We start from the raw sequence: 21,159 nt of genomic DNA on the forward strand, positions 1-21,159 counted from the left end.
ATGGGGTAAACCCGCCCATTTACTGTGAAAACGCAACTAAAACAATGTGGAGTAAGGGGGCCAGGTAAGATGCGGGGCAGTTAGAGAATGAGAGACGAGCTAGTCAGAATGAGTCACTTAATTTGTGGGATTAGTATAAACTAGCCATATATTGGACTTAATACAGCAGTAAAAATGAGCTCAGCGCTACCCATTCAGGCCGTCTACAATGAACTTGTCTCGCAATTAACTACGCAGCCCCGCGTTTTGTTACAGGCCCCTCCTGGTGCTGGTAAGTCCACCTGGCTGCCGCTACAGCTCATGTTGGATGGGCACTTTAAGCGTATCATTATGCTAGAACCCAGGCGTCTGGCAGCCCGTAATATTGCGGGCTTTCTTGCCGCACAACTGGGCGAGTCTGTAGGTGAGCGTGTGGGATTGCGGATCCGTCAGGAAGTCAAAGTCTCTGATCGCACTCAACTTGAAATTGTCACCGAAGGCACATTAACGCGTTTGCTTCAGGCTGACCCTGAACTGGATGGCGTTGACTTACTGATTTTTGATGAATTTCATGAGCGCTCTTTGGCGGCAGATACCGCGTTGGCGTTTGCGCTGGAGTCGCAAATGGCGTTGCGCGATGACCTGCATGTACTGGTGATGTCAGCGACGCTGGACAGTGAACGGTATCAACAATTTCTAACATGTCCTCTGGTGCGTTCTGATGGACGTAGCTTTCCTATTGATAAAATTTATGTGCCGTTAAAAGATGAAAGCCGTTGGCTTGAACATATCCCGGCGATGGTACGCAAGGCCCTGAATGAGCAGACTGGCAGCATTTTAGTGTTCTTACCTGGAAAGAAAGAAATTCGCTATGTCTCAGATGCGTTGCGGGATACCTTTAGTGCTCAACCGGAGCTGATGTTAGCCACATTGTCAGGTGATCAGGACAAACAAGCTCAGCAGGCTGCCATTGAGCCTGCACCAACGGGCATGCGCAAAGTGGTGCTGACGACGAATGTTGCCGAAACTTCCCTGACCATAGAAGGGATCCGCATCGTTGTGGACAGCGGCAAGCGCCGGGCAGCTCACTATAATTTGCGCACGGGTGTCAGTGAGCTGGTTACGCAGTCCATTTCACGCAGTTCGGCGGTGCAACGTGCCGGGCGTGCAGGTCGTATTGAGGCAGGAGTGGTATACCGTTTGGGTAGTAAGGCTTTGTTTGAGCGTCGTGATGCCCATGATCGGGCGGACATTCTGTGCAGTGATCTGAGTGGTCTGATGTTGGAGGCTAAGGTGTGGGGTAGTGAGGTATCTGAACTGGCTTTGCTGGATAAGCCGACAGAGGCTCAGCTGTCTAAAGCGCAAGCCTTGTTACGTAGCCTGGAGTTAATTGATGACCGTGACCGCGTTACGGTGCTGGGAAAACAGGTTCAGTCATTGGGAGCAGACCCCAGATACGGCCATATGTTATTAAAGTCAAAAGAGCTTGAAGCCGATTACCCGGGGATAACTCGCCTGGGCTGTTATTTTATCGCACTGCTGGAAAGCCGAGTGTCAATATCTGCTGAGTTGAGTATCGCATTACAACAACAAGCGCAAAACCCACATGGTGCTTTTCGTCATCAGCTGTCGTATTGGTTGCGTCGGGCACAACTGCACCAAGCACAAGGGGAGCTCGCGATTGAACATCTGCCTGTCGTGATTGCGCTGGCATTTCCCGACCGTCTTGCGAAACGTCGCGGGCAGGGCTGGGTGTTAGCTAATGGTGCCGGGGTGAATGCGCACAAAGAATATTGGCTGGATGCTAATTATCTGGCAATTGCAGATCTCGGCGGTCACAAAGGGCAGCAAATCTTCAGTGCAACGGCATTCGATCCTAAACAATTATACGCTGCGTTGCCCTATTTGTTTGCTGAGCAGGATGTGTGTGAGTTCGAGCATAAGTCAGGGCAGTTCATCCACGAGCACCGCATTTGTCTCGGTCATTGGGTGTATATTGCTAAACCCGCAACGGGGCCGGTCGACACGGCACTGCGTACTCAAGCCTGGTTAACCCTGGTACGTCAGCAAGGCTTGCTGATTTTTAATGGCTATGCAGATTGCGAAGATTTACTAACCCGAATGACGCTGGCTCAGCGGCTCTACCCGGAGGAGTTTCGGGCTCTGGATGAACAGAGTTTGCTGGTGCGTCTTGAGTCGTGGCTTGGTCCTTATTTGGATAATATTAAGCAGTTACCTCAGCTGAAAAAGCTCGATCTTCATGCTGCTTTGTTGAGTACTTTGGAGTGGACACAACAGCAGCGCCTTAACGCGTTACTGCCTCAGCGTATTACGGTTCCCAGTGGATCAAATATACGTATTCAGTATCAGCTTGATGGACCTGCTCGTCTGGCGGTAAAAATGCAGGAAGTGTATGGCATGAGTCACAGTCCAATATTGTGTGAAGGGCGTTTACCTGTGCTGATGGAGTTACTTTCTCCCGCTCAGCGGCCACTGCAATTGACTCAGGACTTAGCCCATTTCTGGCAATCCAGTTATCGTGAAGTACAAAAAGAAATGAAAGGGCGCTATCCAAAACATTTCTGGCCAGATGATCCGGCAACCGCTCAGGCTACTAATCGGGTGAAGAGTCGAATGTAGTGCTAAGGTAATTATCTTGCCAATGTCGTATGTGAGCTAACTCTATAAGAAAGCGCAGCCAGCCGTTTTGTCCTAATGGAGCAGGTTCGCTGAGAGCGCTATGTACGGACTACATATGTACTCCTGACTTCAGCTCTAAATTGCACTTTGTCGCATAATTTTTAAAAGTAGCATCTTTAATATTAATATTTTCATGGTAATTTGGTTTTTTGATATATTTGTCAATAGGGTCTGGCTAAAGTGTATTTCTGTTTCATTTATGTTAATTTTCATTTGCAAGTTTGGTTTTGCTTGTTTAACATGAATACGGCACAAGGCTAAGACTGTTCTATCTTAAAAAGAAACGTAAGGAAAAGCCCATGAAAGCTTCTATCAATCGAAATAGTCATCGCTTAGGTGTGAAATCTAAAAAACTTAAGCAGTTAACCGATATCAGTTTGTCACAGGAACAGCTGGCTGAAGTCTTTGGCGGTGGGGGTGGAGCCGATGGTGCCCAACCTACACGTCCCTTCCACTCTGCGCCTTATTGTTGTCAGTAGAGTTTATATAAAGGATTGAGCATGAATGAATTTTACATCGTGGCGGGATGGGGAATACGTTTTCTTGAACTTATCGTTGTGCTTTTTGTAATTTTTTCTTTCAGAAAACATAGCTTTAGTTTATTTTTTGGTGGTAAGTCGAGTTTAAAAACACCTGCCGACCATAAAATGCATTCATGTTTTTTAACCGCGCTGGCTGTACTGGTTTTTCATGCCATCAGTGGTAGTTTAGCAACATACATGTTGGACATAGAGGCGGATAATCAGTTAGTGATTAAGCTGTATTACTTTGTGATCGTATGCACAACTGCTGCTTATGCTTCTACTTTGTATTTACTTCATGTTATCAGAGGGTGCCAGTTCACCAGAGTGGCTCGGTATAGTCTGTATATTACCTTATTCCTGATGTTATTAAATGCAGCCCAGCTGGTCTTGAGGGGGTATCTGGGGAATGAGCTTCTGTACTCTATATATGGCCCTGCAACTGTGATTGCTAATCTGTGTGAGTGGCTGATTGTTGCCAAGTATCCATTTTATAAATTTATGGAAACCCGGATCCGGCAGGAGGCTTAAACATGTTGCTACTCGTTCTTACCTCTTTGGCTATTTTTTTGATGCTCGGTATCATTATAGGCGCCTGTATTCAGGGAGCCCAATTGCATGGGCCAGAGCAAAAAGTGCAGGATTTTTTTTCGCGGTTTCGTGCTGAAGAAGACACCCGGCAAGAATTATATGAATCCGCATACAGGATAGTAATGGATTTGGGTGAGGCGCTGGATGAGGAAGATATTATCGCGCAATGTGATGCAGTGCGTAGTGCTCACGATAGAGCGCGCGCTTTCAAGGCTCAGGCGAAGGACCAACCAATACCCGACTCTCCCAGAGCAGCTAGACAGGGTCTGAAGGTGGTCAAATAAGTACGTTAAGAAGCTGACCCACAGCGGCAGATCAGCGTATTTTTTCGTATGACCTAAAATGTAATGATAGTCGACACTGCTTCTTCCTCAGCTGTTTCTATCGACATCTTAATGGTCCGTTTTTGCCAGTCTATATCCAGCATGCCATAGTTACTGCCAGACTTATTGATTAAGTGACGGTTACTGGTAGTGAGATCTGCGATGTCTGCACTGACAACGCCAACCTGACCTGTAGGTATGGTTGCGCCACTGCCAGCACAATTACCCCATTCACCTTTAACGCCATTGCCGCTTTCATCTACTTCGGTGTAACACCAGGATTTGTCATGATCTCGGGTAATGCACCCCTGATAGGTTACCGCAGCATATTTAGCAGGAAATTTGCACTGTTTGTTGTAGTTACCATCTCCTTTGGTATCGGCATAGACAGGCAAACGCAACGGGTTTTCGATGTGATATGGCCAGTTTTGTCCAAACCCGGAAGCCGTCACCTCATAAACTCTGGCCACGCTGCCATGTTCATTGCTGGCAGGAATATCTTTTTGTAGTAGCTCTCCCCAGTGTTGGTCGCCAGATAAGAAGATCACTGCTTTTGCATTACCTGCATTGATCGACTTTTGTACCAACCTCAGCAGGCGTTCGCGTTCCAGAGGGACTTCAGCCCAGGATTCGTAACTAGTACCCGACATGTCGGATTCTTGCAGGTTACTTATTGCCTGCTCGAACTTTTTACCATCTCCAAAGGCACAATAGTTATTCCGATTGCGACCCTGATATAAAGGAGGCAAAACCTGTATTCCACTGGCAATTAACTTGATTTCAGATGGCTTGCTGAGCTCTTTTTCCAGCCATTGCCACTGTTGTTCACCCAGAATCGTAGTCGCATCGCCTTCACAGGCACCATAGCTGGCAAAGGTAGGCGAACGAAAATAACGCGCATCTAGCGTGATCACATGGGTTTGTTCGCCTTTTTGTCCCAGAATTTTCGCTTCATAGATCCCTGCCTGACCGTTTAGTCTGGGGTCGTCCGCTTTGGCATCAAAATGGCGTAAATACTCCTGCTGGCTTTCGGCACGTTTAGGATAGTGTTTACCGTCATTATTACGGCCAAAGTCATGGTCATCCCAGGTGGCCATAACCGGAATTTCAGCAGCCAGAAACTTTTGGTAGTCTGCATTGCGCTTCTTATCATCATATTTTTGGCGCATAGTGCTCATGTCTTCGGTGTCAGCGTAAATATTGTCACCTAGCCAGAAAAATAGATCGGGCTTATGTCCTATTAGGCGTGCCAGAGCAGCAGGCATGTCTCCTTTTGTTTTAAAGCAGGAACCCAGCGCGACACGATCCAGGCGCTTCTCTGGTTTCGGGTGCGTGTGGCTCATCAGGGGAGCCGGTGCTTGTGTTGCACACTCTTCCCAGCTTCCCTGTTCGTCAACATAACACCAGGGGGCACTGTGATTGCGTGTAGAGCAGCCGTAAAACTGTTCACCCTGATAGCTGGAGGGTATTTTACAGCTTTTTCCGGAGACTGTGGTAAATGCGGGGATGGTTTCAACCCGGACATTGCCCCAGCTGGAGCCATCAGTGGTTTGTTTGAGATAGCACCACTGGCTACCAGAGTTATTTTTATCAGTTGTGCCCTGATAATTGGCACCCAAATAGTTAAATGTGTTCTGACACTGGTCGTAATGCACTTCTGGGGCACTCAGGACATGGAAGCTGCTAAATACAGTGCTGATGCTGAGTAGTAAGCGTATTGTCTTCATTATTTTACCTGGTATTAACGCAATCGGCGCAAACAAGTTGTGCTTGCAAGTTCTGTGTGTATTTCCTTTGTTAATTCAACCCAGATGTTATTTGCAAATAGCATAGTTTGGTGCACGGGAAGCCTCATCCTGTTGAGGAAGGCGCAATTTTAGAGACAGGATGTGAAATAATGTTTTCAACTTTATGTCAAAAAAAAGTTGGTTGACACCTTTGGTTTTATTGTTGCGAATTTTCGCTTCAGAGGTGCGTTAAATGAATTGGTGTGTAATGTGAAAGAGTTGAGGTGCGTGGTAAATCCTGTTTTTTGTATCTAAAAGGTGTACTTTGTATTCAGGGTGTTTTTCTTTGTTTTATTTTTGTTTCTATGAATCTGTTCATTGCTATCTTTGATTTGTTTTAGGCTGCTTATGGCGATTTTAAATGAATGGAAATAAAGTCTGGTAGGCTGCGAATTTATTATAATATCTAAATTTAATGATGAGTGAGTGGTCGCTTTCCTAATAGGTTAATGATGCGTTTTTGTGGATTTTTGATATTGTTTATAAAAAACAAATGTTTCATTGTTTTGTTTTTTGATTTTTTGTTTTTTCTTTTTTTATTGCATTTTTATTTGACAGGTTTTCATCTTTTGTGTTTTATTGAAGTCGGTTTTACTGAATAATTAAAAGGAAATTTAAAATGAAATTGTCACTAAAAAAACAAAACCTAAAAAACCTGAACAAACAAGAGCAACTGTTGCTTAAAGAGACACGCCAAATCGTAGGTGGTGGCTGGAATACTCAGACTGGATGTTACGAGCAAGGCTGCCAGTATCGCTAAGATTGTCGTTAACTCATTTGTTGACACACTGATTCATAAAGAATAAGGCCACAAAGTGGCCTTATTCTGATTAAAGTGGGATACTCTCAAGTTCACAGTAAAATACTGACCATTAATATAAGTATCAATGCTGAATAAACCACTCGTGCTACTTTGCACCAAATCGCTTGTTATTTTTCGGAAGAGCTTATTTCACTTGCGTTCTTTCGCGTTGACTCTCTGAAAGAATAGAACCCTAAACTACACTGCTCAATTGGTCATATCTGATTGACATCAAAAACTAATTATTTATTACTAGTATCAAAGTATCAAAGTATCAAAGTATCAAAGTATCAAAGTATCAAAGTATCAAAGTATCAAAGTATCAAAGGGTGTAAGTATCAAAGGGTGTAAGTGTTAAAGGGTGTAAGTTGATCTTGTATCTAATTAATTTTAATAACTAAATTCATGTCTAAGGTACTTTGGTAGTGGAAGTCACATCTCCATAGTGTCGCACTACTGTACTTTGATATGGTGTATTAGCTGTTGTTGACGTACCTAATCTCTGGTTATTAACGGGTTTCAGTCTCAGTGGCTGTGGTTTACATTGACCTATTCTCCCTACCCGGAATAGGTTTGTTTTGTACTGTAGGAGTTCACGTGCAATAAAAAAACCGTCTGAGCATCGTTGCCGTTATCCCTTTACTTATTACCTGCTTTGTTATCGGTGTTTTGGCCTGCCAGGAAGGAAAGGCCGCCGTGACGAAGGAAATTGAAAATAGCCTGGTTTCACGTCGTAACGCGATGCAAGCTCAGGTTGAGCATTATTTTAAAACTATCTCGGATCAGGTGGTAACACTGGCGAGATCCACGATGGTGGTTGACGCCATTCGGGTTTTTTTAGGTGCGTTTGCGAGTTTTCCGTACGCCTGGAGGCTGAATTATCTCTGAGCCGTTTTTATGAAACTCAGTTTCTTGACTAATACAGACAAAAAACCGGGTGGCAGTCTCAGCGCGAGCAGCCTGTTTGCGCGACTTAAAATGATTGGTAATGAGGGTTTAAAGGCCATGGTTTTATGATATTTAATAGCTTTTTAAGTATGTGAGTGGTTACATATAAAATGGCTCTGTGATGTGCTTTTATGGATTGCTTTTACTATTAATAAAAGCAGGAAATTCATTTTTTGACTGTGGGTGTTTTTAAAGTTGTTTTTTGTTTTGATTTTTTATTTGACAGGCTTTTATCTTTTGTGTTTTATTTAGGTTGGTTTTATTAAACAATTAAAAGGAAAATTAAAATGAAGTTATCACTAAAAAACAGAACCTAAAAAACCTGAACAAACAAGAGCAATTGCAGCTTAAAGAGACACGCCGTATCGCAGGTGGTGCTTGGTATACGCAGACCGGCTGCTATGAGGACGGTTGTCAGCTTAGATAGGGTTATGTATGTCGAATGGCTGTCTTAAATAATTGGACCACCTCTTTGGTCCTCGTAGGCCATTTTATTATCTAAAACCCTATATTAGTAAGGGAATGAAATTTAAAAAACAAGTTAACATTCACTTACGATTTGGGGGTCATGTTATTTAAATAAAAGGAAATTGATTATGAAACTAAAAGTGAAAAAGCAAAAATTAAAAAATCTCGATGACACAATGAATATCAATGCGAAAGAAACCATGAAGATCGCCGGTGGCGGTACAGGCACTTCAGCTTTAAGTAGTTGCAGAGAAGTACCTTGCCAGACATTGTAATAAGCAGGTGGATCTTTTTACTCTATACGCTTTTTATGTAGAGTAAATTATACACAGCTTACCACGCTTTTTAAATCGAGCCTGTGATATGGCTCGATTTGTTCTCCCAGCCAGTTAAAAATATTCAGGCTCACAGTCTACTTTTACTGGTCATACCTGATTGACATCAAAACCCAATCATTAATTACTAGTATCAAAGTATTAAACGGTGTAGGTTGAACTTACATCTAATTAATTTTAATAACTAAATTCATGTCCAGGGTGCCGTGGTTTTGGAAGTCACACCTCCATAGTGTCTCGCTATTGTACTTTGACATGGTGTATTAGCTGCTGCTGACGTACCAAACTTATGATTATCATAGGGTTTAGTCACAGTGGCTGTGGTTTGTATTGACCTATTCTCCCTGCCCGGAATAGGTTTGCTTTGTACTGTAGGAGTTCACGTGCAATTAAAAAACCGTCTGAGTATCGTTGCTGTTCTGCTTGCTGTTATCCCTTTACTTATTACTTGTTTTGTTATCGGTGTTTTGGCCTATCAGGAAGGAAAGGCCGCCGTGTCGAAGGAAATTGAGAATAACCTGGTTTCACGTCGTAACGCGATGCAAGCTCAGGTTGAACGTTATTTTAAAACTATCTCGGATCAGGTGGTAACACTGGCGGGATCCACGATGGTGGTTGACGCCAGTCGGGCTTTTTCAGCTGCGTTTGCGAGTTATCCGCACGCCCGGGGGGCTGAATTATCTCTGAGCCGTTTTTATGAAATTCAGTTTCTTGACCAATACAGACAAAAGAACCCGGGTGACAGTCTCAGTGCGAGTAGCCTGTTTACGCGACTGAGCCCGACAGCGCGTGGGCTTCAAAGTCACTATATTGCAGCCAACCCCAACCCGCTTGGGAGCAAAGATCAACTGCTGGATGCGGGGGATAACAGTACCTATAGCGCCGTGCACCGCCGTTATCACAAAGCACTGCGCGAGTTTCAGGCACGTTTTGGCTTCTACGATATATTTATTACCAACCCTCAGGGAGATGTGGTGTATTCCGTATTTAAGGAGTTGGACTTTGCAACGTCACTGACCAATGGTCCATTTCGGGAGTCTGGTTTGGCACGTGCCTATGAGGCTGCTCGTATCCAGCATGTGCGCGAAGGACACTTTGTCGACTTTAGTCCCTATATGCCGTCTTATAATGCTGCGGCAGGGTTTATCAGTTCTGCGATTTTGGCTGATGACGGCACTTTGCTCGGTACTTTAATATTCCAACTGCCTGTGGATGAAATTAACCGTATGTTGACACTGAATGAGCAATGGCATGAGCAAGGGCTGGGCGAAAGTGGCGAGCTTTATCTGGTCAACCAAAACAAGATGTTGCTAAATAACAGTCGGTTTTTTGTGGAAGATCCGGGTGGTTTTATTGCGCAGCTTAGGTCATTTGATGTTGACAAAGACATGGTTGATAACATTGAACAGCAACATACCACGATAGGCACATTGCGAATTGACTCCCCAGGCACCCGGGCTGCGCTGTCAGGTCAAAGTGGCTTTGCTATTTTCTCTGACTACCGGGCTGTCTCTGTGGCATCGGCCTACGCACCGCTGGAAATCGACGGGCTACACTGGGCGATCGTGAGCGAAATTGATGAAAGCGAAGCGTTCGCCATGATTTCCGAGTTGAAATACTCTGTGCTTCGCTCCTCGGTGTTATTTGTGTCTGTGGCGGCAATTATAGCCAGTGTGGTGGGCTTTTTTGTTGCTAACCGGGTTACGCGGCCTGTTGTTGCCGCCAGTAAAGCGATCCGTGGCATCGCAGATAATAACGATTTCAGGTTACGTGCACCCGATGAAGGAGATGATGAAATCCGCGACTTAAGCCGTTCGGTAAATAGCTTGGTTGAGCGGCTACAACATAACTTTGCTGACTTATTGCACAGTGCTCATACGCTCAAAGAAATGTCCACAGCGTTGTCAGAGCGGGTTGCGGGGCTGATTGATGGGGTGAATAAACAATCTCAGGATTGCGAGCAATCGGCGACTGCCGGACAGCAAATGCAGCACACGGTTCAGGAGGTGGCAAGCAGTGCACTGAATACTTCGGAGCAGACTCAGCAGGTGAGTACTCTGACTTCTCAGACCAATCAGCTGGTGGAGCACTGTGCTGATGTCTCGGAACAGCTGGCCGAGGAGATGGATAAAGTCGGGGAAGTTATGAATGGGTTGTCGTCTCAGAGTGAGCAGATAGGCAGTGTACTGGACGTGATCCAGGCCATTGCAGAACAAACCAACTTATTGGCATTGAATGCGGCTATTGAGGCGGCGCGAGCCGGTGAGTCAGGCCGTGGGTTTGCGGTGGTCGCAGATGAAGTACGGGGTTTGGCTCAGCGTACTCAGCAGGCGACAGAAGAAATTGAACAGATGATCAAGGCGCTGCAAAGTGGGGTTGGTGAAGCACGGCAGTCAGTGCAACAAAGTCGTGAGCGTTCTGTCGATAATGCCCAAACATCTGAGCGGGCAAAGGGATCCCTGAGCGATGTGTCTGATGCGATTGAACAGATTGTGGCTATGAATACACAGGTGGCGACTGCGGCAGAGGAGCAGTCGGCGGTGGTTGCGCAGATCAGCCAGGCCATCAGTGCCATCAGCGAAGAAGCCAATGGTAATTTAGAACGTAGCCAGGATATTGACGACCGATCACAACATCTGGCGAAGTTGGCCGTACAATTAGACGACATTCTGGCGCGTTATCAAGTGTGATTTTTTCACATCATCCAGAGCACAGTGAGCGGGTGCCAAATACTGTACCGGCTCACCTCTTATTACGGGGAGGATCTTTGGTGATATAGGAGGTTTCACCCATAGGTCGGTATTGACTGGGTTTATCTATCTGAATGGCAGCCAGACGTTGATATAAATGGGGGATCAGCAAGTGCGTAAAGCGACCACCATCATGCACTGTGCTGTCCAGCCAGACATTGAGCTCAGCAGGGTCGGGTGGCAGGATCAGAGGACTGGCTTTATCATGATAGCGGCGCAACTTAGGGTGCGCTGGCAAGGTGATGACTGAGCAGGAGTAGTGCTTTTGCCCGCTGTCCGGGTGGTACCATACCTTATATAACCCGCCTAAACATAACGCTCCGTCTGCGGCGATAAAATCGTAATAATGTTGTGGTTTACCTTGTGCAAACTGGGTTTCGCCAAAGCCTTTTACCACGATAATACAGCGGCTGTAGTGAAACGGCTGATAGGCAGCACTGCCTTTGACATGCAGTTTGTCATAGCGGCTATTGAATGAGGTATATTTGGATGGCTTAAAGCCTCGCCCGGGCTGTGGTTCCAGTAACAGCCACCAGGTTGCGTTGCTGAGCTGTCGCTGGCCATTCTCTTCATGAACAATACTGATGCTGTCAGTCGCTTTTTTAAAACGACCAAAGTGCATTGTCTCTTTAGGGTTTGCAATACCTAACCCTGCTAATACCTCGATCACAAAAGGATCATCGGTGATATTTAATCGTCCACACATACTATGCTCCTGTTGTCTTAATTACTTTAGCTGACTTTGATTGTAACTGCTTGATCTGAATTAAGTGTTTTATGCTTTTCGGATGCCTGAACACGCCTGCTTAGTACGCGTTACTTACTGCATGCTTGCACTTTGCTCAACAGTAATTATACTGTATAAATATACAGTTTGGGGTGTGCTATGAGTAATTTAATCGAACTATTAGAGCGTCAGGATCTGGTATGGCAGGGGGCAGGGCTTGTAAAGCGTCAACAGCAAAGTTGGGCTGTCACTGCGACGGGGTTTGCTGAATTAGACAAACATCTGCAGGGCGGATTTCCTAAAGTGGGTGTGGTTGATTTACATACAGAGCTGGGGATTGGTGAACTCAGGTTGTTATTACCCAGCCTGGTACAACAAGATGGCCTGACTGCGGTCATTGCGCCTCCAGCGCGACTGAATGCTGATGCATTACAACGTACCGGAATGGACACCAGTAAACTCCTGGAGATCACGCCTGGATCTCCACAGGAAGCATTGTGGGCCGCTGAACAATGCTTAAAAAGCGGTGCCTGTAACAGTGTGTTGCTATGGCATGGCGAATTACAGGTACATCAGGTAAAACGTTTACAACTGGCAGCTAACACGGGTGAAGCGTGCCTGTATTTGCTGCGTCATGAACACCATTGCCAGGGGACGTTGCCGGTGTCTTTAAGTCTGGGCCTTAGCCCACATGCAAGTGGCCTGAATATCACCATCAAAAAGCGTCGAGGTGGCTGGGCTCAGTCCCGGTTTGCATTGGATATGTCATCGCACTGGCCTGAATTGACTGAGCACTTCCATACTCAGCGCAAAGAAATACCAGATGCAGTGCAGCAGTATCGTACTGGCGGATAGTAACCATGACTTTGTGGTTGTATTTACATTTTCCTGCTATCCAGCTCGATAAGCTGAAAATCGCAGCGCAGGCGCAAAAACCGGATGCTCAACAGTCCGTTGAGGTATTCGCTGCATCATCCCGGCCTTGTATTGTTGTGGGAGGGCGAGATAACACAGTGATGCAGCTGGATCAGGCTGCTATGCAGCTGGGGGTTTCAGCCGGTATGGGGCTGGCTGGCGCGGCAGCACGCAGCCGCGATCTGCTTGTGCACCCCTATGATGAAGTGGATGAAAGCAGGACTATGCGTGAAATTGCCCAGTGGCTGTATCTGATCACTGCTGATATTGCCTTATTTGCACCTCAGGGGCTTTTGTTGAAAGTCAGTGGCATGCTGGCTATGTATCGCGATTTATCTCACTACCTGGCTACGCTGCGTGCACACCTGGATACTCAGTCATTCAGTTACCGGTATGCGTGCGGTTACTCCCCGGAAGCTGCCCGGCTGTTGGCACAGCATCATGGTGCATTAGTGAGTCAGGACTCTGCTGTGCTTGAAAGCGCTTTGCATGACCTGCCTTTGACGGCTTTATCACTGCCCTCAAAGCAGCTTGAACGGTTACGGCGGGTGGGATTTAAAACTGTGGCCGATTTATTTGCCTTACCTTTAGTCGAGCTGGGTAAACGCTTTGATTGCGAGTTGGTGCAGTATGTGTCCAGGTTACGGGGCAAAGTGCCTCATCCAGTGACTTTTTATCAGCCAGAGCCTGAATTTGAGCGTCATTTGTCTCTGTTATATGACATAGAAAACCTCGATTGGTTAAACAAACCGTTACTTAAGCTTTTGGTACAACAGGAGCAGTTCTTACGTTTGCGCAATCGTCATGCCAGACAATTAACACTGACCCTGTATCAACGTGATGCTGAACCGCAGGTACTGGAAATCGGTCGCGCAGAAGGCACAGATCGCGCTGATCTCTGGCTAACCTTATGTGATCTCAAGTTGAGTAATGTGACACTCCATGGTCCGGTACAGGCGATAGGGTTAAAAGTGACCGAGATGAGCCAGCCTGATGAACTGATGCCTGACTTATTTACCGAGCGGCGCGGCACCATGACACCTGCCGGGTTGGTTGCGTTATTACAAGCTAAATTAGGAGAGCAGGCAGTACAGGGGCTGACTGTGTGCGATGACCTGCGTCCTGAACTGGCAAGCGGATATTGTACCCCACTGAGTACGCCGGGCACGCCTTTGTTGGAGAAGTCTGGCAGGCTTCCTGCTACTGATTATCTTCGGCCCGCCTTTTTATTACCGATCACGCAGCCTTTGCAACATAAGGTGACTGTCCATCTCGGGCCTGAGCGGATCTGTACCGGCTGGTGGGATGCACATGGAGTCGAGCGTGATTATTTTGTTGCTCAGGATGAGCAGGGGCGTTGGTTGTGGGTATTCAGAGATCGCCAGCAACGGTGGTTTTGCCACGGAGTTTTCAGCTGATGGCCGCGCATAAACCTACCATGTTCACACTGCCTGCTGCGCGTTCAGAGAATGAACAGCAAGCTCTTCAGCGTGCAGGGGAGCCACCAGGAGGCACTAAGCAACCTGGCTACGCAGAGCTGTTTTGTCAAACTAACTTCTCTTTTTTACAAGGGGCATCCCGGCCGGAAGAGCTGGTGAGACAGGCCGATTTCCTTGCCTATACTGCGCTGGCTATCACTGACGAATGTTCGCTGGCTGGGGTGGTGAGAGCCTATACACTGATTAAAAACCAGCAATTGGATTTACAACTGATAGTAGGCAGTCTGATGCGTTTTGAAACGCTGGAGGTGGTGTTGTTATGCCCGGATAAAGCGGCATATAGTGAACTGTGCCGGGTGATCACCAATGCCCGGCGACGCGCTGAGAAAGGCCATTATCGGTTAGCGGAATGGGATTTATTGTCGTTACGTCATTGTTTGCTTATCTGGTTGCCAGCAGGCAATGAGCAGGATGAGCAGTGGGGTGCCTGGCTGGCACGTCATCATGAAGGCCGCAGCTGGTTAGGTATACAGCGACATTTAGTCAATCAGGAACAGCGTTTTATTCACCATTGTGAAACGCTGGCAGCACGGTATCAATTGCCTGTCACGGCGTGTGGCGGAGTAGTAATGCACCACAGTGAGCGGCTTAGGTTGCAGCATACGTTGACGGCGATTCGGCTGAATCAGCCGATTGAGCAAGTTAAAGGCGCATTGCTGGCGAATGCTGAGCGGGCACTGCGTAGCCGGGAAAAACTGAGTAAGTTGTTTAAGACCCCCTGGCTGGCTGAGTCGTTGCGTATTGCAAAGCGGTGTACCTTTGATTTGGGAGCGCTGCGTTATCAGTATCCAGCGGAGCTGGTTCCTGAAGGCAAAACGGCTATGCAGCATTTACGTGAGTTGGTAGAGGTCGGGCAGCAACGGCGCTTTGAGCAAGGCATCCCTGATGAAATTGCTCAGACCATAGACAAAGAGCTTGCACTGATTGAGGAGCTAGACTACCCCTATTTTTTCCTTACCATTCATGATCTGGTGTGCTTTGCGCGTAGCAAAGGGATTTTGTATCAGGGACGAGGCTCGGCGGCCAACTCTGTGGTGTGCTATTGTCTGGAGATCACTGCGGTTGACCCCCGTCAGGTGTCGGTGTTGTTCGAGCGCTTTATCAGTAAAGAGCGCAATGAGCCGCCAGACATAGACGTTGATTTTGAACATGAGCGCCGCGAAGAGGTGATCCAATACATTTATCACAAGTATGGCCGTAAACGTGCTGCACTGGCTGCAACGGTGATCAGTTATCGCTTTAAAAGTGCAGTCAGAGATGTAGGTAAAGCCCTGGGGATTGAAGCGGCTCAGCTTGATTACTTCATTCGCAATGTCAATCGCCGTGATCGGGGGCAAAACTGGCAGACCCAGTTAGCTGAGCTGGGCTTGCAGCCAGAGTCGCTCAAAGGGCAGCAATTTATTTCGCTGGTCGAAGAAATCATGGGTTTTCCCCGCCATCTTTCACAGCATGTGGGAGGCTTTGTGATCTCGGCTGGCCCTTTGCATGATCTGGTCCCCATAGAAAATGCAGCCATGGCGGAGCGCACGGTTATTCAGTGGGATAAAGACGATCTGGAAAGCCTCAAATTACTTAAAGTGGATGTGCTGGCGTTGGGTATGCTGAGTGCCATTCGTAAAACGTTTACGCTCATTGCACAGCATACATCAAGGCAGCTGGATCTGGCTGAATTAACCCGTATGGGTGACGATCCTCAGGTCTATAAAATGCTTCAGCGTGCAGATACCGTAGGCGTATTTCAGATAGAGTCCCGGGCGCAAATGAGCATGTTGCCCCGGTTGAAACCTAAGTGTTATTACGATTTGGTGATCCAGATAGCCATTGTCAGGCCAGGGCCCATCCAGGGCGACATGGTACACCCTTTTCTGAAGCGCCGTAATGGCGAAGAAGACATCACTTACCCTTCGGAGTCTGTGAAAGCCGTGCTGTCACGTACCATGGGGGTACCTATCTTTCAGGAGCAGGTGATTAAGCTGGCGATGGTCGCAGCCGGGTTTTCAGGTGGTGAGGCAGATCAGCTGCGCCGGGCCATGGCTTCATGGAAAAAAAGCGGCGAACTGATGCAGTTTAAAGAGAAGCTGATCAACGGGATGCAGCAGCGGGGTTATGAGGTCAGCTTTGCAGAACGTATTTTTGAGCAGATCTGCGGCTTTGGCGAGTATGGATTTCCGGAAAGTCATTCAGCCTCATTTGCTGTGCTGGCTTATGCATCAGCCTGGCTTAAGTACTATTATCCAGCCATGTTCTATACCGCTTTGCTGAACAGCCTGCCAATGGGATTTTACAGTGCTTCTCAGCTCATTCAGGATGCCAGACGCCATCAGGTTGAGGTGCTGCCTGTGTGCGTGAATGCATCCGAGTATGATCATCATATTTTCCAACAGCACGACAGGTTTGCGCTCCGGCTTGGCCTGCGCCTGGTTAAAGGGTTACAGCGTAACAGCGCAGAGCAACTTCTGGCTGGTCGTCCTGACAATGGCTTTGCTGATATGCAAGCATTACAGCGCCTTGGGTTGCCTGGTAATGCATTGGAGAGTCTGGCATCTGCCAATGCACTTAAAGTGTTACAGGGCGACCGTTATGCCGCGCGTTGGGCGTTGATGGATCAGGAGCAGACGCTTCCTTTGTTTGCCGAGTCCTCAGTGGCTGAGGTGTCATCGTGTGCTTTTCAGCCGGATGATATGGATGATCTGGTGGAAGACTATGCTGCATTGGGACTTACCCTGGGAGAACATCCGGTGACTCTGCTTGATAATGCCGGTAAACTGGGCCGCTTTACTCGCATGACAGAGCTCAGTGCCTGCCGTCATAAATCCCTGGTCACCGTAGTGGGGGTGGTCACTGGCAAACAGGCACCCGGCACAGCTGGTGGCGTGACCTTCTTTACGCTGGAAGATGATACAGGGAATATCAATGTGGTGGTCTGGGCTGGTACGGCACGCGCTCAAAAGCAGGCGTATCTAAGCGCTAAATTACTAGAGGTAAAAGGGATTGTCGAAAAAGAAGGAGAGGTTATTCATGTCATTGCTGGCAGATTGATTGACCGTAGCGAGATCTTGGGCACGTTACACAGTAAATCACGCGATTTTCACTGAGCGCATCATATGCAGCATAGAACTGGCGTTATAAATTAAAGGTAACCAACAGGTTACCTTTAATTATTTGTCATTATCTGCCAGCTAGCAGCGTATACTGCAATTAATGGATGCGCTCTAGCGTTACCTTACCGCCAGACAGCCCACCGCCGCCATTGTAATCCAGTTTAGCGTATATCTTTCCGCCATCGACCTTGAATTTGATGCGGCCAACGCCTGAGGAGTGATGTACTTTGGCGTATTGACTTGCGCCATTCCAGTTGTAAATGGCGTATTCTTCCAGTACAGGTTCATAGCCATCTCGAATACCTGAGATCATCACCTTGTAAGCGCTGTTACCTGCAATCGCCATATAAGCGGGTAATGCAACCCAGCTACTGTTTGCAGGTAAACTGATGTTGGCTGTCAGTTTACCCGGTAAATAGGCTGAACCTGAGTCTGCGCTAGTCGTTCCACCGATGGCCGGGACATGTCCTTTTACTTTGGTATTTTTCAGAATCACATTGTGTTGCCACCAGTCCTGACCGGTCATGCCATTGACCGTGATCACGCCGCCGTTATCGGCATCAATCACGGTGCGGTAACGACTATTACTGGCACCACCTTGCGTAAAGACACCGTTAATATCAAGCGTTCTGGAATTTTTAACCTTAAATACGGTTTTCACGCCTTCAGCATAAAAATTACTGATCTGGTTGTTCCAGGTTTTGTGATCCGCAGGGCCATAGATCTCGACACCGACCTGAGAGTTCTGAACGGTTGAGTTTGTTATATTGCTGCCCATAGCGGCAAGCTTGAGGCCTGTGTGTGAGCCTTCAACATAGATGTTGTCGAACACGTTGACATTATTAAACCAGCCGTTTGGCTCGATATTCCAGTACGCCGGATCACTCCCATTACCATGTAAATGAATGCCATAATTGACGTTGGCAATAAACAGATCCTCAAAGCGGCTCCAGATCACCCATTTACCGTAAATACCATTATCAAACCCGGAAATATCCAGTTTAGAGAAATTTGAACGATAAGAGGCAAATGGGATATCAATCGCAGTGCCTTGCTTAAAACTCGCCGTCTGTACCAGAGCCAGATCATGGACTTCTACATTATGCGCTACTTTTAGCAGGCTGATATTGGCATTGGTCGTCAGTCGCGACAGGTTACGCTTCTCACCATATAACTTAATTCTTGAGTTGTGTGAGCCCTTCACACGCGTTACATCCAGCGTGTTAGAAACATTAAAAGTACCTGCGGGGATGTAAACACTTTTATCATTCTGTACCGCGTAATCTATGGCAGCCTGAATTTGCGCTGAGTCATCACGGTTATCGTTGGCAATGGCACCAAAACGTGGGTCAGTGATTGAAATCGTGTCTGCGTCCAGTGCAGCCGCAGATGAAGAGATCAGCACAAGACCGATCAAAGAAACCTTGTAGTTCATAATTATCCTTATAATTATATGAAAATATCCAGAAAAGAGCAGGGTTATTACCCAATAAGGATACTAATGAAAAGAACAGGAAAGTGCACCATTTTATTTTAAAAACATGCATTTATTGAGCCTGGACTTGAGAAACCAGCAATTATAAAAAATGACAAGTGCACAACGTGTACACCTGTCATGTTGCATGAACAGTGCTAACTTCTCAACCTGAATTTACGTACCAACTGAGCCAGTTGCTCTGCTTGTTTATTGAGTTCTTGCGCAGACAGCGCAGCAACCTGGGTATCTTGCAAAGAACTCTGGCTGGATTGCTCGATATTTGTAATGTCCTGGGCCATTTCGCTGGCGACCACAGATTGCTCCTCAGTGGCTGTGGCAATAGCCTGGATCATAGCGGCAATTTCTGATGCGCTTTGCACAATATCATCCAGCTGGGTACCCGCGGCCTCAGCCATCGACACACTTTGATCAACCTGAGATACGCTGTTTTGCATTGAGCTGACCGCATGTTCGGTCTGAGACTGAATAGACTGTACGGTTGATACCACTTCTTCGGTTGCCTTGGAGGTCCGCTCTGCCAGCGTTCTTACTTCGTCGGCGACTACCGCAAAGCCGCGACCCTGCTCACCGGCCCGAGCTGCCTCAATGGCAGCATTTAATGCAAGCAGGTTAGTTTGCTCAGCAATGCTGCCAATGACACCAATCACATTACCAATCTGACTGCTCAGTTCACCCAGGTGAGTTACATTTTCAGCGGTTTTCTGTACGTTTTGCGAGGCGGTTTTTATCTTACTGACGGTTTGCCCAACGGTTTCTCCCCCACCAGATGCTAAAGTACGAGCCTGGTCGGCATGGCTGGCAGCAACCTGGCTTTGTGATGCAACTTCAGAGACGGTGGCGCTCATCTCTTCAATGGCGGTTGCAACCTGAGTTGACTGATCTGCCGAAGAGCGGCTGCGAGACGCGATTTGATCATTGGCCTCGGCAATATCCTGGCTGGAAGTACGAACATCGTCGACGACGTGTGCAATAGAATGGAGCAGTTCGTTCAAAGAGCGGGCCATTTTATTGGTGGCTTCAGCGAGCCCGTCAATTTCATCCTGACCTTTGTGGTCAATGTCTCTGTCTGAGATATCACCGGCACTGATCCGTTCTGACACTCCCAGCACCTGGTTCAGTCTGGAGACAATGGAATTGCTTATCAGATAGGCAATGACCATGCCTAAAACAGCGGCAATTAACGTGATCACTATGATGACAATCGACGTTGACGTGAGCCCTTCAACTAACAGTTCCAATGCACCAGTTGCATCGTCGATTTCCTCTCTTGCAGACACATCGAGGATTTTTGCGATATCCTGAATGTACTTTTTGTCCAGTTCGCTGAGTGTCGCGGAGGCCTGCTTAAATGCAGTGGGATCATAACTGTTAAACACCGCTGTTGCTTCATCCCGGATGGCTTTATATAAGCGCTTGATGGTCGCGATGTCCTGTAGTTCGTTAGGCTTTTGCTCCAGTGGGATCAGGAGATTTAAGTATTCTTCAAAGCTGGCTGCATCGTCGTTAAAGTCTGCCTCTGCATTTGTATTACCAGTCGTATGAGAATAGACCGCCGCTATCATACCTCCGGCTTCGTCAACCAACTCCAGATAGTACCGAACGCCAGGAAGGTCATCATTAAGCGACTCCTGCAAATCGGTTGATTGCATTGCGTCGCTAAACTCTTGTTCTTTTAGTTTATCTAGCAGCGCTTCTAACTGCTCTCCGGTTGAGGAATCCAGGCGATCAACACGCGCTTTAATACGTTGGTATGCATCAGGGTCATAACGGCCAAAAACATCTTGATTCACGCGTTGATGGTAAGTCGTAATGTTCTTGAGAATATGGGCCATTTTTTCTCTATCTGCTTGTTTAGCAGACTCGTAACGATACAGCTCTGTGTGCACTTCTTTATATTTTCGGAATACGTCATTAAAGGCGGATTTTTTACTCGTATCACCATTCATATATCCGAGTGCTGTACTTTTGAGCTGGTGCTCGGTATCCAGTAACCGACTATAGAGGATCATAGCTGGCAGGTCGTCGCCAATCACTTCCTGCGCACGGGCGGTTTCGGTCGCTACCTTAAACCACACGAGTGTACTGGACATCACCATTAGTACAATCAGAACACCAAAGGCTGAGTAGAGCTTATTACTGAGTTTCATAGGATCACCAAGTTTGAAAGAGGCGTCATCCGTGGCTTACTTTTCATTGTGTTATCGTTCATAATTAA

At 47.0% G+C, this 21,159-nt stretch carries 15 protein-coding genes; 11 read left to right on the forward strand and 4 right to left on the reverse strand.

The genetic code is table 11. The features are described from left to right. Positions 1 to 174 precede the first annotated feature (174 nt). The 4 genes from hrpB (at position 175) to AT705_RS18010 (ending at position 4,075) form a co-directional block, all read left to right on the forward strand. Positions 175 to 2,619: an ATP-dependent helicase HrpB gene (hrpB, locus tag AT705_RS17995; protein WP_058797637.1), complete on the forward strand. Its 2,445-nt coding sequence runs from the start codon at positions 175 to 177 to the stop codon at positions 2,617 to 2,619. A gap of 359 nt (positions 2,620 to 2,978) precedes the next feature. Further along, on the forward strand, positions 2,979 to 3,158 hold the full coding sequence (locus AT705_RS18000; protein WP_058797638.1) for a hypothetical protein: 180 nt from the start codon (positions 2,979 to 2,981) through the stop codon (positions 3,156 to 3,158). A 21-nt stretch (positions 3,159 to 3,179) separates the two neighbouring features. Continuing rightward, a complete protein-coding gene (locus AT705_RS18005) occupies positions 3,180 to 3,731 on the forward strand; it encodes a hypothetical protein (RefSeq protein ID WP_058797639.1) in 552 nt (183 codons plus the stop codon). Positions 3,732 to 3,733: 2 nt separating this feature from the next. Then, the gene (locus AT705_RS18010) at positions 3,734 to 4,075 is read left to right on the forward strand and encodes a hypothetical protein (protein WP_058797640.1); all 342 of its coding nucleotides are present in this window, start codon (positions 3,734 to 3,736) and stop codon (positions 4,073 to 4,075) included. A 53-nt stretch (positions 4,076 to 4,128) separates the two neighbouring features. Here AT705_RS18010 and AT705_RS18015 read toward each other — a convergent pair whose 3' ends face one another. Further along, positions 4,129 to 5,841 carry an alkaline phosphatase D family protein gene (locus tag AT705_RS18015; protein ID WP_058797641.1) on the reverse strand — a complete coding sequence of 571 codons (1,713 nt, stop codon included), beginning with the start codon at positions 5,839 to 5,841 and terminating at the stop codon, positions 4,129 to 4,131. A 679-nt stretch (positions 5,842 to 6,520) separates the two neighbouring features. On the opposite strand from AT705_RS18015, the gene AT705_RS25350 reads away from it, so the two are divergent. The 4 genes from AT705_RS25350 to AT705_RS18025 all read left to right on the forward strand — a co-directional run bounded on the left by AT705_RS25350 (position 6,521) and on the right by AT705_RS18025 (position 11,144). Beyond that, complete coding sequence (locus AT705_RS25350; RefSeq protein ID WP_156202495.1) at positions 6,521 to 6,661, forward strand: hypothetical protein; 141 nt, start codon at positions 6,521 to 6,523, stop codon at positions 6,659 to 6,661. A 738-nt stretch (positions 6,662 to 7,399) separates the two neighbouring features. After that, positions 7,400 to 7,591, forward strand: a complete 192-nt coding sequence (locus AT705_RS18020) for a hypothetical protein (protein ID WP_058797642.1) — start codon at positions 7,400 to 7,402, stop codon at positions 7,589 to 7,591. A 656-nt stretch (positions 7,592 to 8,247) separates the two neighbouring features. Further along, a complete protein-coding gene (locus AT705_RS25355) occupies positions 8,248 to 8,394 on the forward strand; it encodes a hypothetical protein (RefSeq protein ID WP_156202493.1) in 147 nt (48 codons plus the stop codon). 443 nt (positions 8,395 to 8,837) lie between these two features. Beyond that, positions 8,838 to 11,144, forward strand: coding sequence for a methyl-accepting chemotaxis protein (locus tag AT705_RS18025; protein ID WP_058797643.1), 2,307 nt, complete (start codon positions 8,838 to 8,840; stop codon positions 11,142 to 11,144). Between the two features lie 52 nt (positions 11,145 to 11,196). Here the strand turns inward: AT705_RS18025 and AT705_RS18030 are convergent, their stop codons facing one another. After that, positions 11,197 to 11,910: an SOS response-associated peptidase family protein gene (locus AT705_RS18030; protein WP_058797644.1), complete on the reverse strand. Its 714-nt coding sequence runs from the start codon at positions 11,908 to 11,910 to the stop codon at positions 11,197 to 11,199. 180 nt (positions 11,911 to 12,090) lie between these two features. Here AT705_RS18030 and imuA point away from each other — a divergent pair, with 180 nt between their 5' ends. From imuA to AT705_RS18045, 3 genes are read left to right on the forward strand one after another with little or no spacing between them, the layout of a single operon-like run. After that, complete coding sequence (gene imuA / locus AT705_RS18035) at positions 12,091 to 12,786, forward strand: translesion DNA synthesis-associated protein ImuA (RefSeq protein ID WP_157576854.1); 696 nt, start codon at positions 12,091 to 12,093, stop codon at positions 12,784 to 12,786. Positions 12,787 to 12,791: 5 nt separating this feature from the next. Next, positions 12,792 to 14,264, forward strand: coding sequence for a Y-family DNA polymerase (locus AT705_RS18040; RefSeq protein ID WP_058797645.1), 1,473 nt, complete (start codon positions 12,792 to 12,794; stop codon positions 14,262 to 14,264). Then, complete coding sequence (locus AT705_RS18045; RefSeq protein WP_082669033.1) at positions 14,264 to 17,440, forward strand: error-prone DNA polymerase; 3,177 nt, start codon at positions 14,264 to 14,266, stop codon at positions 17,438 to 17,440. The genes AT705_RS18040 and AT705_RS18045 overlap by 1 nt, the downstream gene beginning before the upstream one ends. 103 nt (positions 17,441 to 17,543) lie before the next feature. Here AT705_RS18045 and AT705_RS18050 read toward each other — a convergent pair whose 3' ends face one another. Next, the gene (locus AT705_RS18050; protein ID WP_058797646.1) at positions 17,544 to 18,881 is read right to left on the reverse strand and encodes a glycosyl hydrolase family 28-related protein; all 1,338 of its coding nucleotides are present in this window, start codon (positions 18,879 to 18,881) and stop codon (positions 17,544 to 17,546) included. 197 nt (positions 18,882 to 19,078) lie between these two features. Continuing rightward, complete coding sequence (locus tag AT705_RS18055; RefSeq protein WP_058797647.1) at positions 19,079 to 21,091, reverse strand: methyl-accepting chemotaxis protein; 2,013 nt, start codon at positions 21,089 to 21,091, stop codon at positions 19,079 to 19,081. Positions 21,092 to 21,159 lie beyond the last annotated feature (68 nt).

The sequence above is a fragment of the Pseudoalteromonas rubra genome, from assembly GCF_001482385.1.
GTDB lineage: Bacteria > Pseudomonadota > Gammaproteobacteria > Enterobacterales > Alteromonadaceae > Pseudoalteromonas > Pseudoalteromonas ardens.

What these genes read in the sequence shown, in the direction of transcription:
- AT705_RS18030 (WP_058797644.1), bottom strand. Translation starts at nt 11,910, where the DNA reads ATGTGTGGACGATTAAATATCACCGATGATCCTTTTGTGATCGAGGTA.
- hrpB (WP_058797637.1), top strand. Translation starts at nt 175, where the DNA reads ATGAGCTCAGCGCTACCCATTCAGGCCGTCTACAATGAACTTGTCTCG.
- AT705_RS25350 (WP_156202495.1), top strand. Translation starts at nt 6,521, where the DNA reads ATGAAATTGTCACTAAAAAAACAAAACCTAAAAAACCTGAACAAACAA.
- AT705_RS18040 (WP_058797645.1), top strand. Translation starts at nt 12,792, where the DNA reads ATGACTTTGTGGTTGTATTTACATTTTCCTGCTATCCAGCTCGATAAG.
- imuA (WP_157576854.1), top strand. Translation starts at nt 12,091, where the DNA reads ATGAGTAATTTAATCGAACTATTAGAGCGTCAGGATCTGGTATGGCAG.
- AT705_RS18055 (WP_058797647.1), bottom strand. Translation starts at nt 21,091, where the DNA reads ATGAAACTCAGTAATAAGCTCTACTCAGCCTTTGGTGTTCTGATTGTA.
- AT705_RS18000 (WP_058797638.1), top strand. Translation starts at nt 2,979, where the DNA reads ATGAAAGCTTCTATCAATCGAAATAGTCATCGCTTAGGTGTGAAATCT.
- AT705_RS25355 (WP_156202493.1), top strand. Translation starts at nt 8,248, where the DNA reads ATGAAACTAAAAGTGAAAAAGCAAAAATTAAAAAATCTCGATGACACA.
- AT705_RS18005 (WP_058797639.1), top strand. Translation starts at nt 3,180, where the DNA reads ATGAATGAATTTTACATCGTGGCGGGATGGGGAATACGTTTTCTTGAA.
- AT705_RS18045 (WP_082669033.1), top strand. Translation starts at nt 14,264, where the DNA reads ATGGCCGCGCATAAACCTACCATGTTCACACTGCCTGCTGCGCGTTCA.
- AT705_RS18010 (WP_058797640.1), top strand. Translation starts at nt 3,734, where the DNA reads ATGTTGCTACTCGTTCTTACCTCTTTGGCTATTTTTTTGATGCTCGGT.
- AT705_RS18015 (WP_058797641.1), bottom strand. Translation starts at nt 5,841, where the DNA reads ATGAAGACAATACGCTTACTACTCAGCATCAGCACTGTATTTAGCAGC.
- AT705_RS18050 (WP_058797646.1), bottom strand. Translation starts at nt 18,881, where the DNA reads ATGAACTACAAGGTTTCTTTGATCGGTCTTGTGCTGATCTCTTCATCT.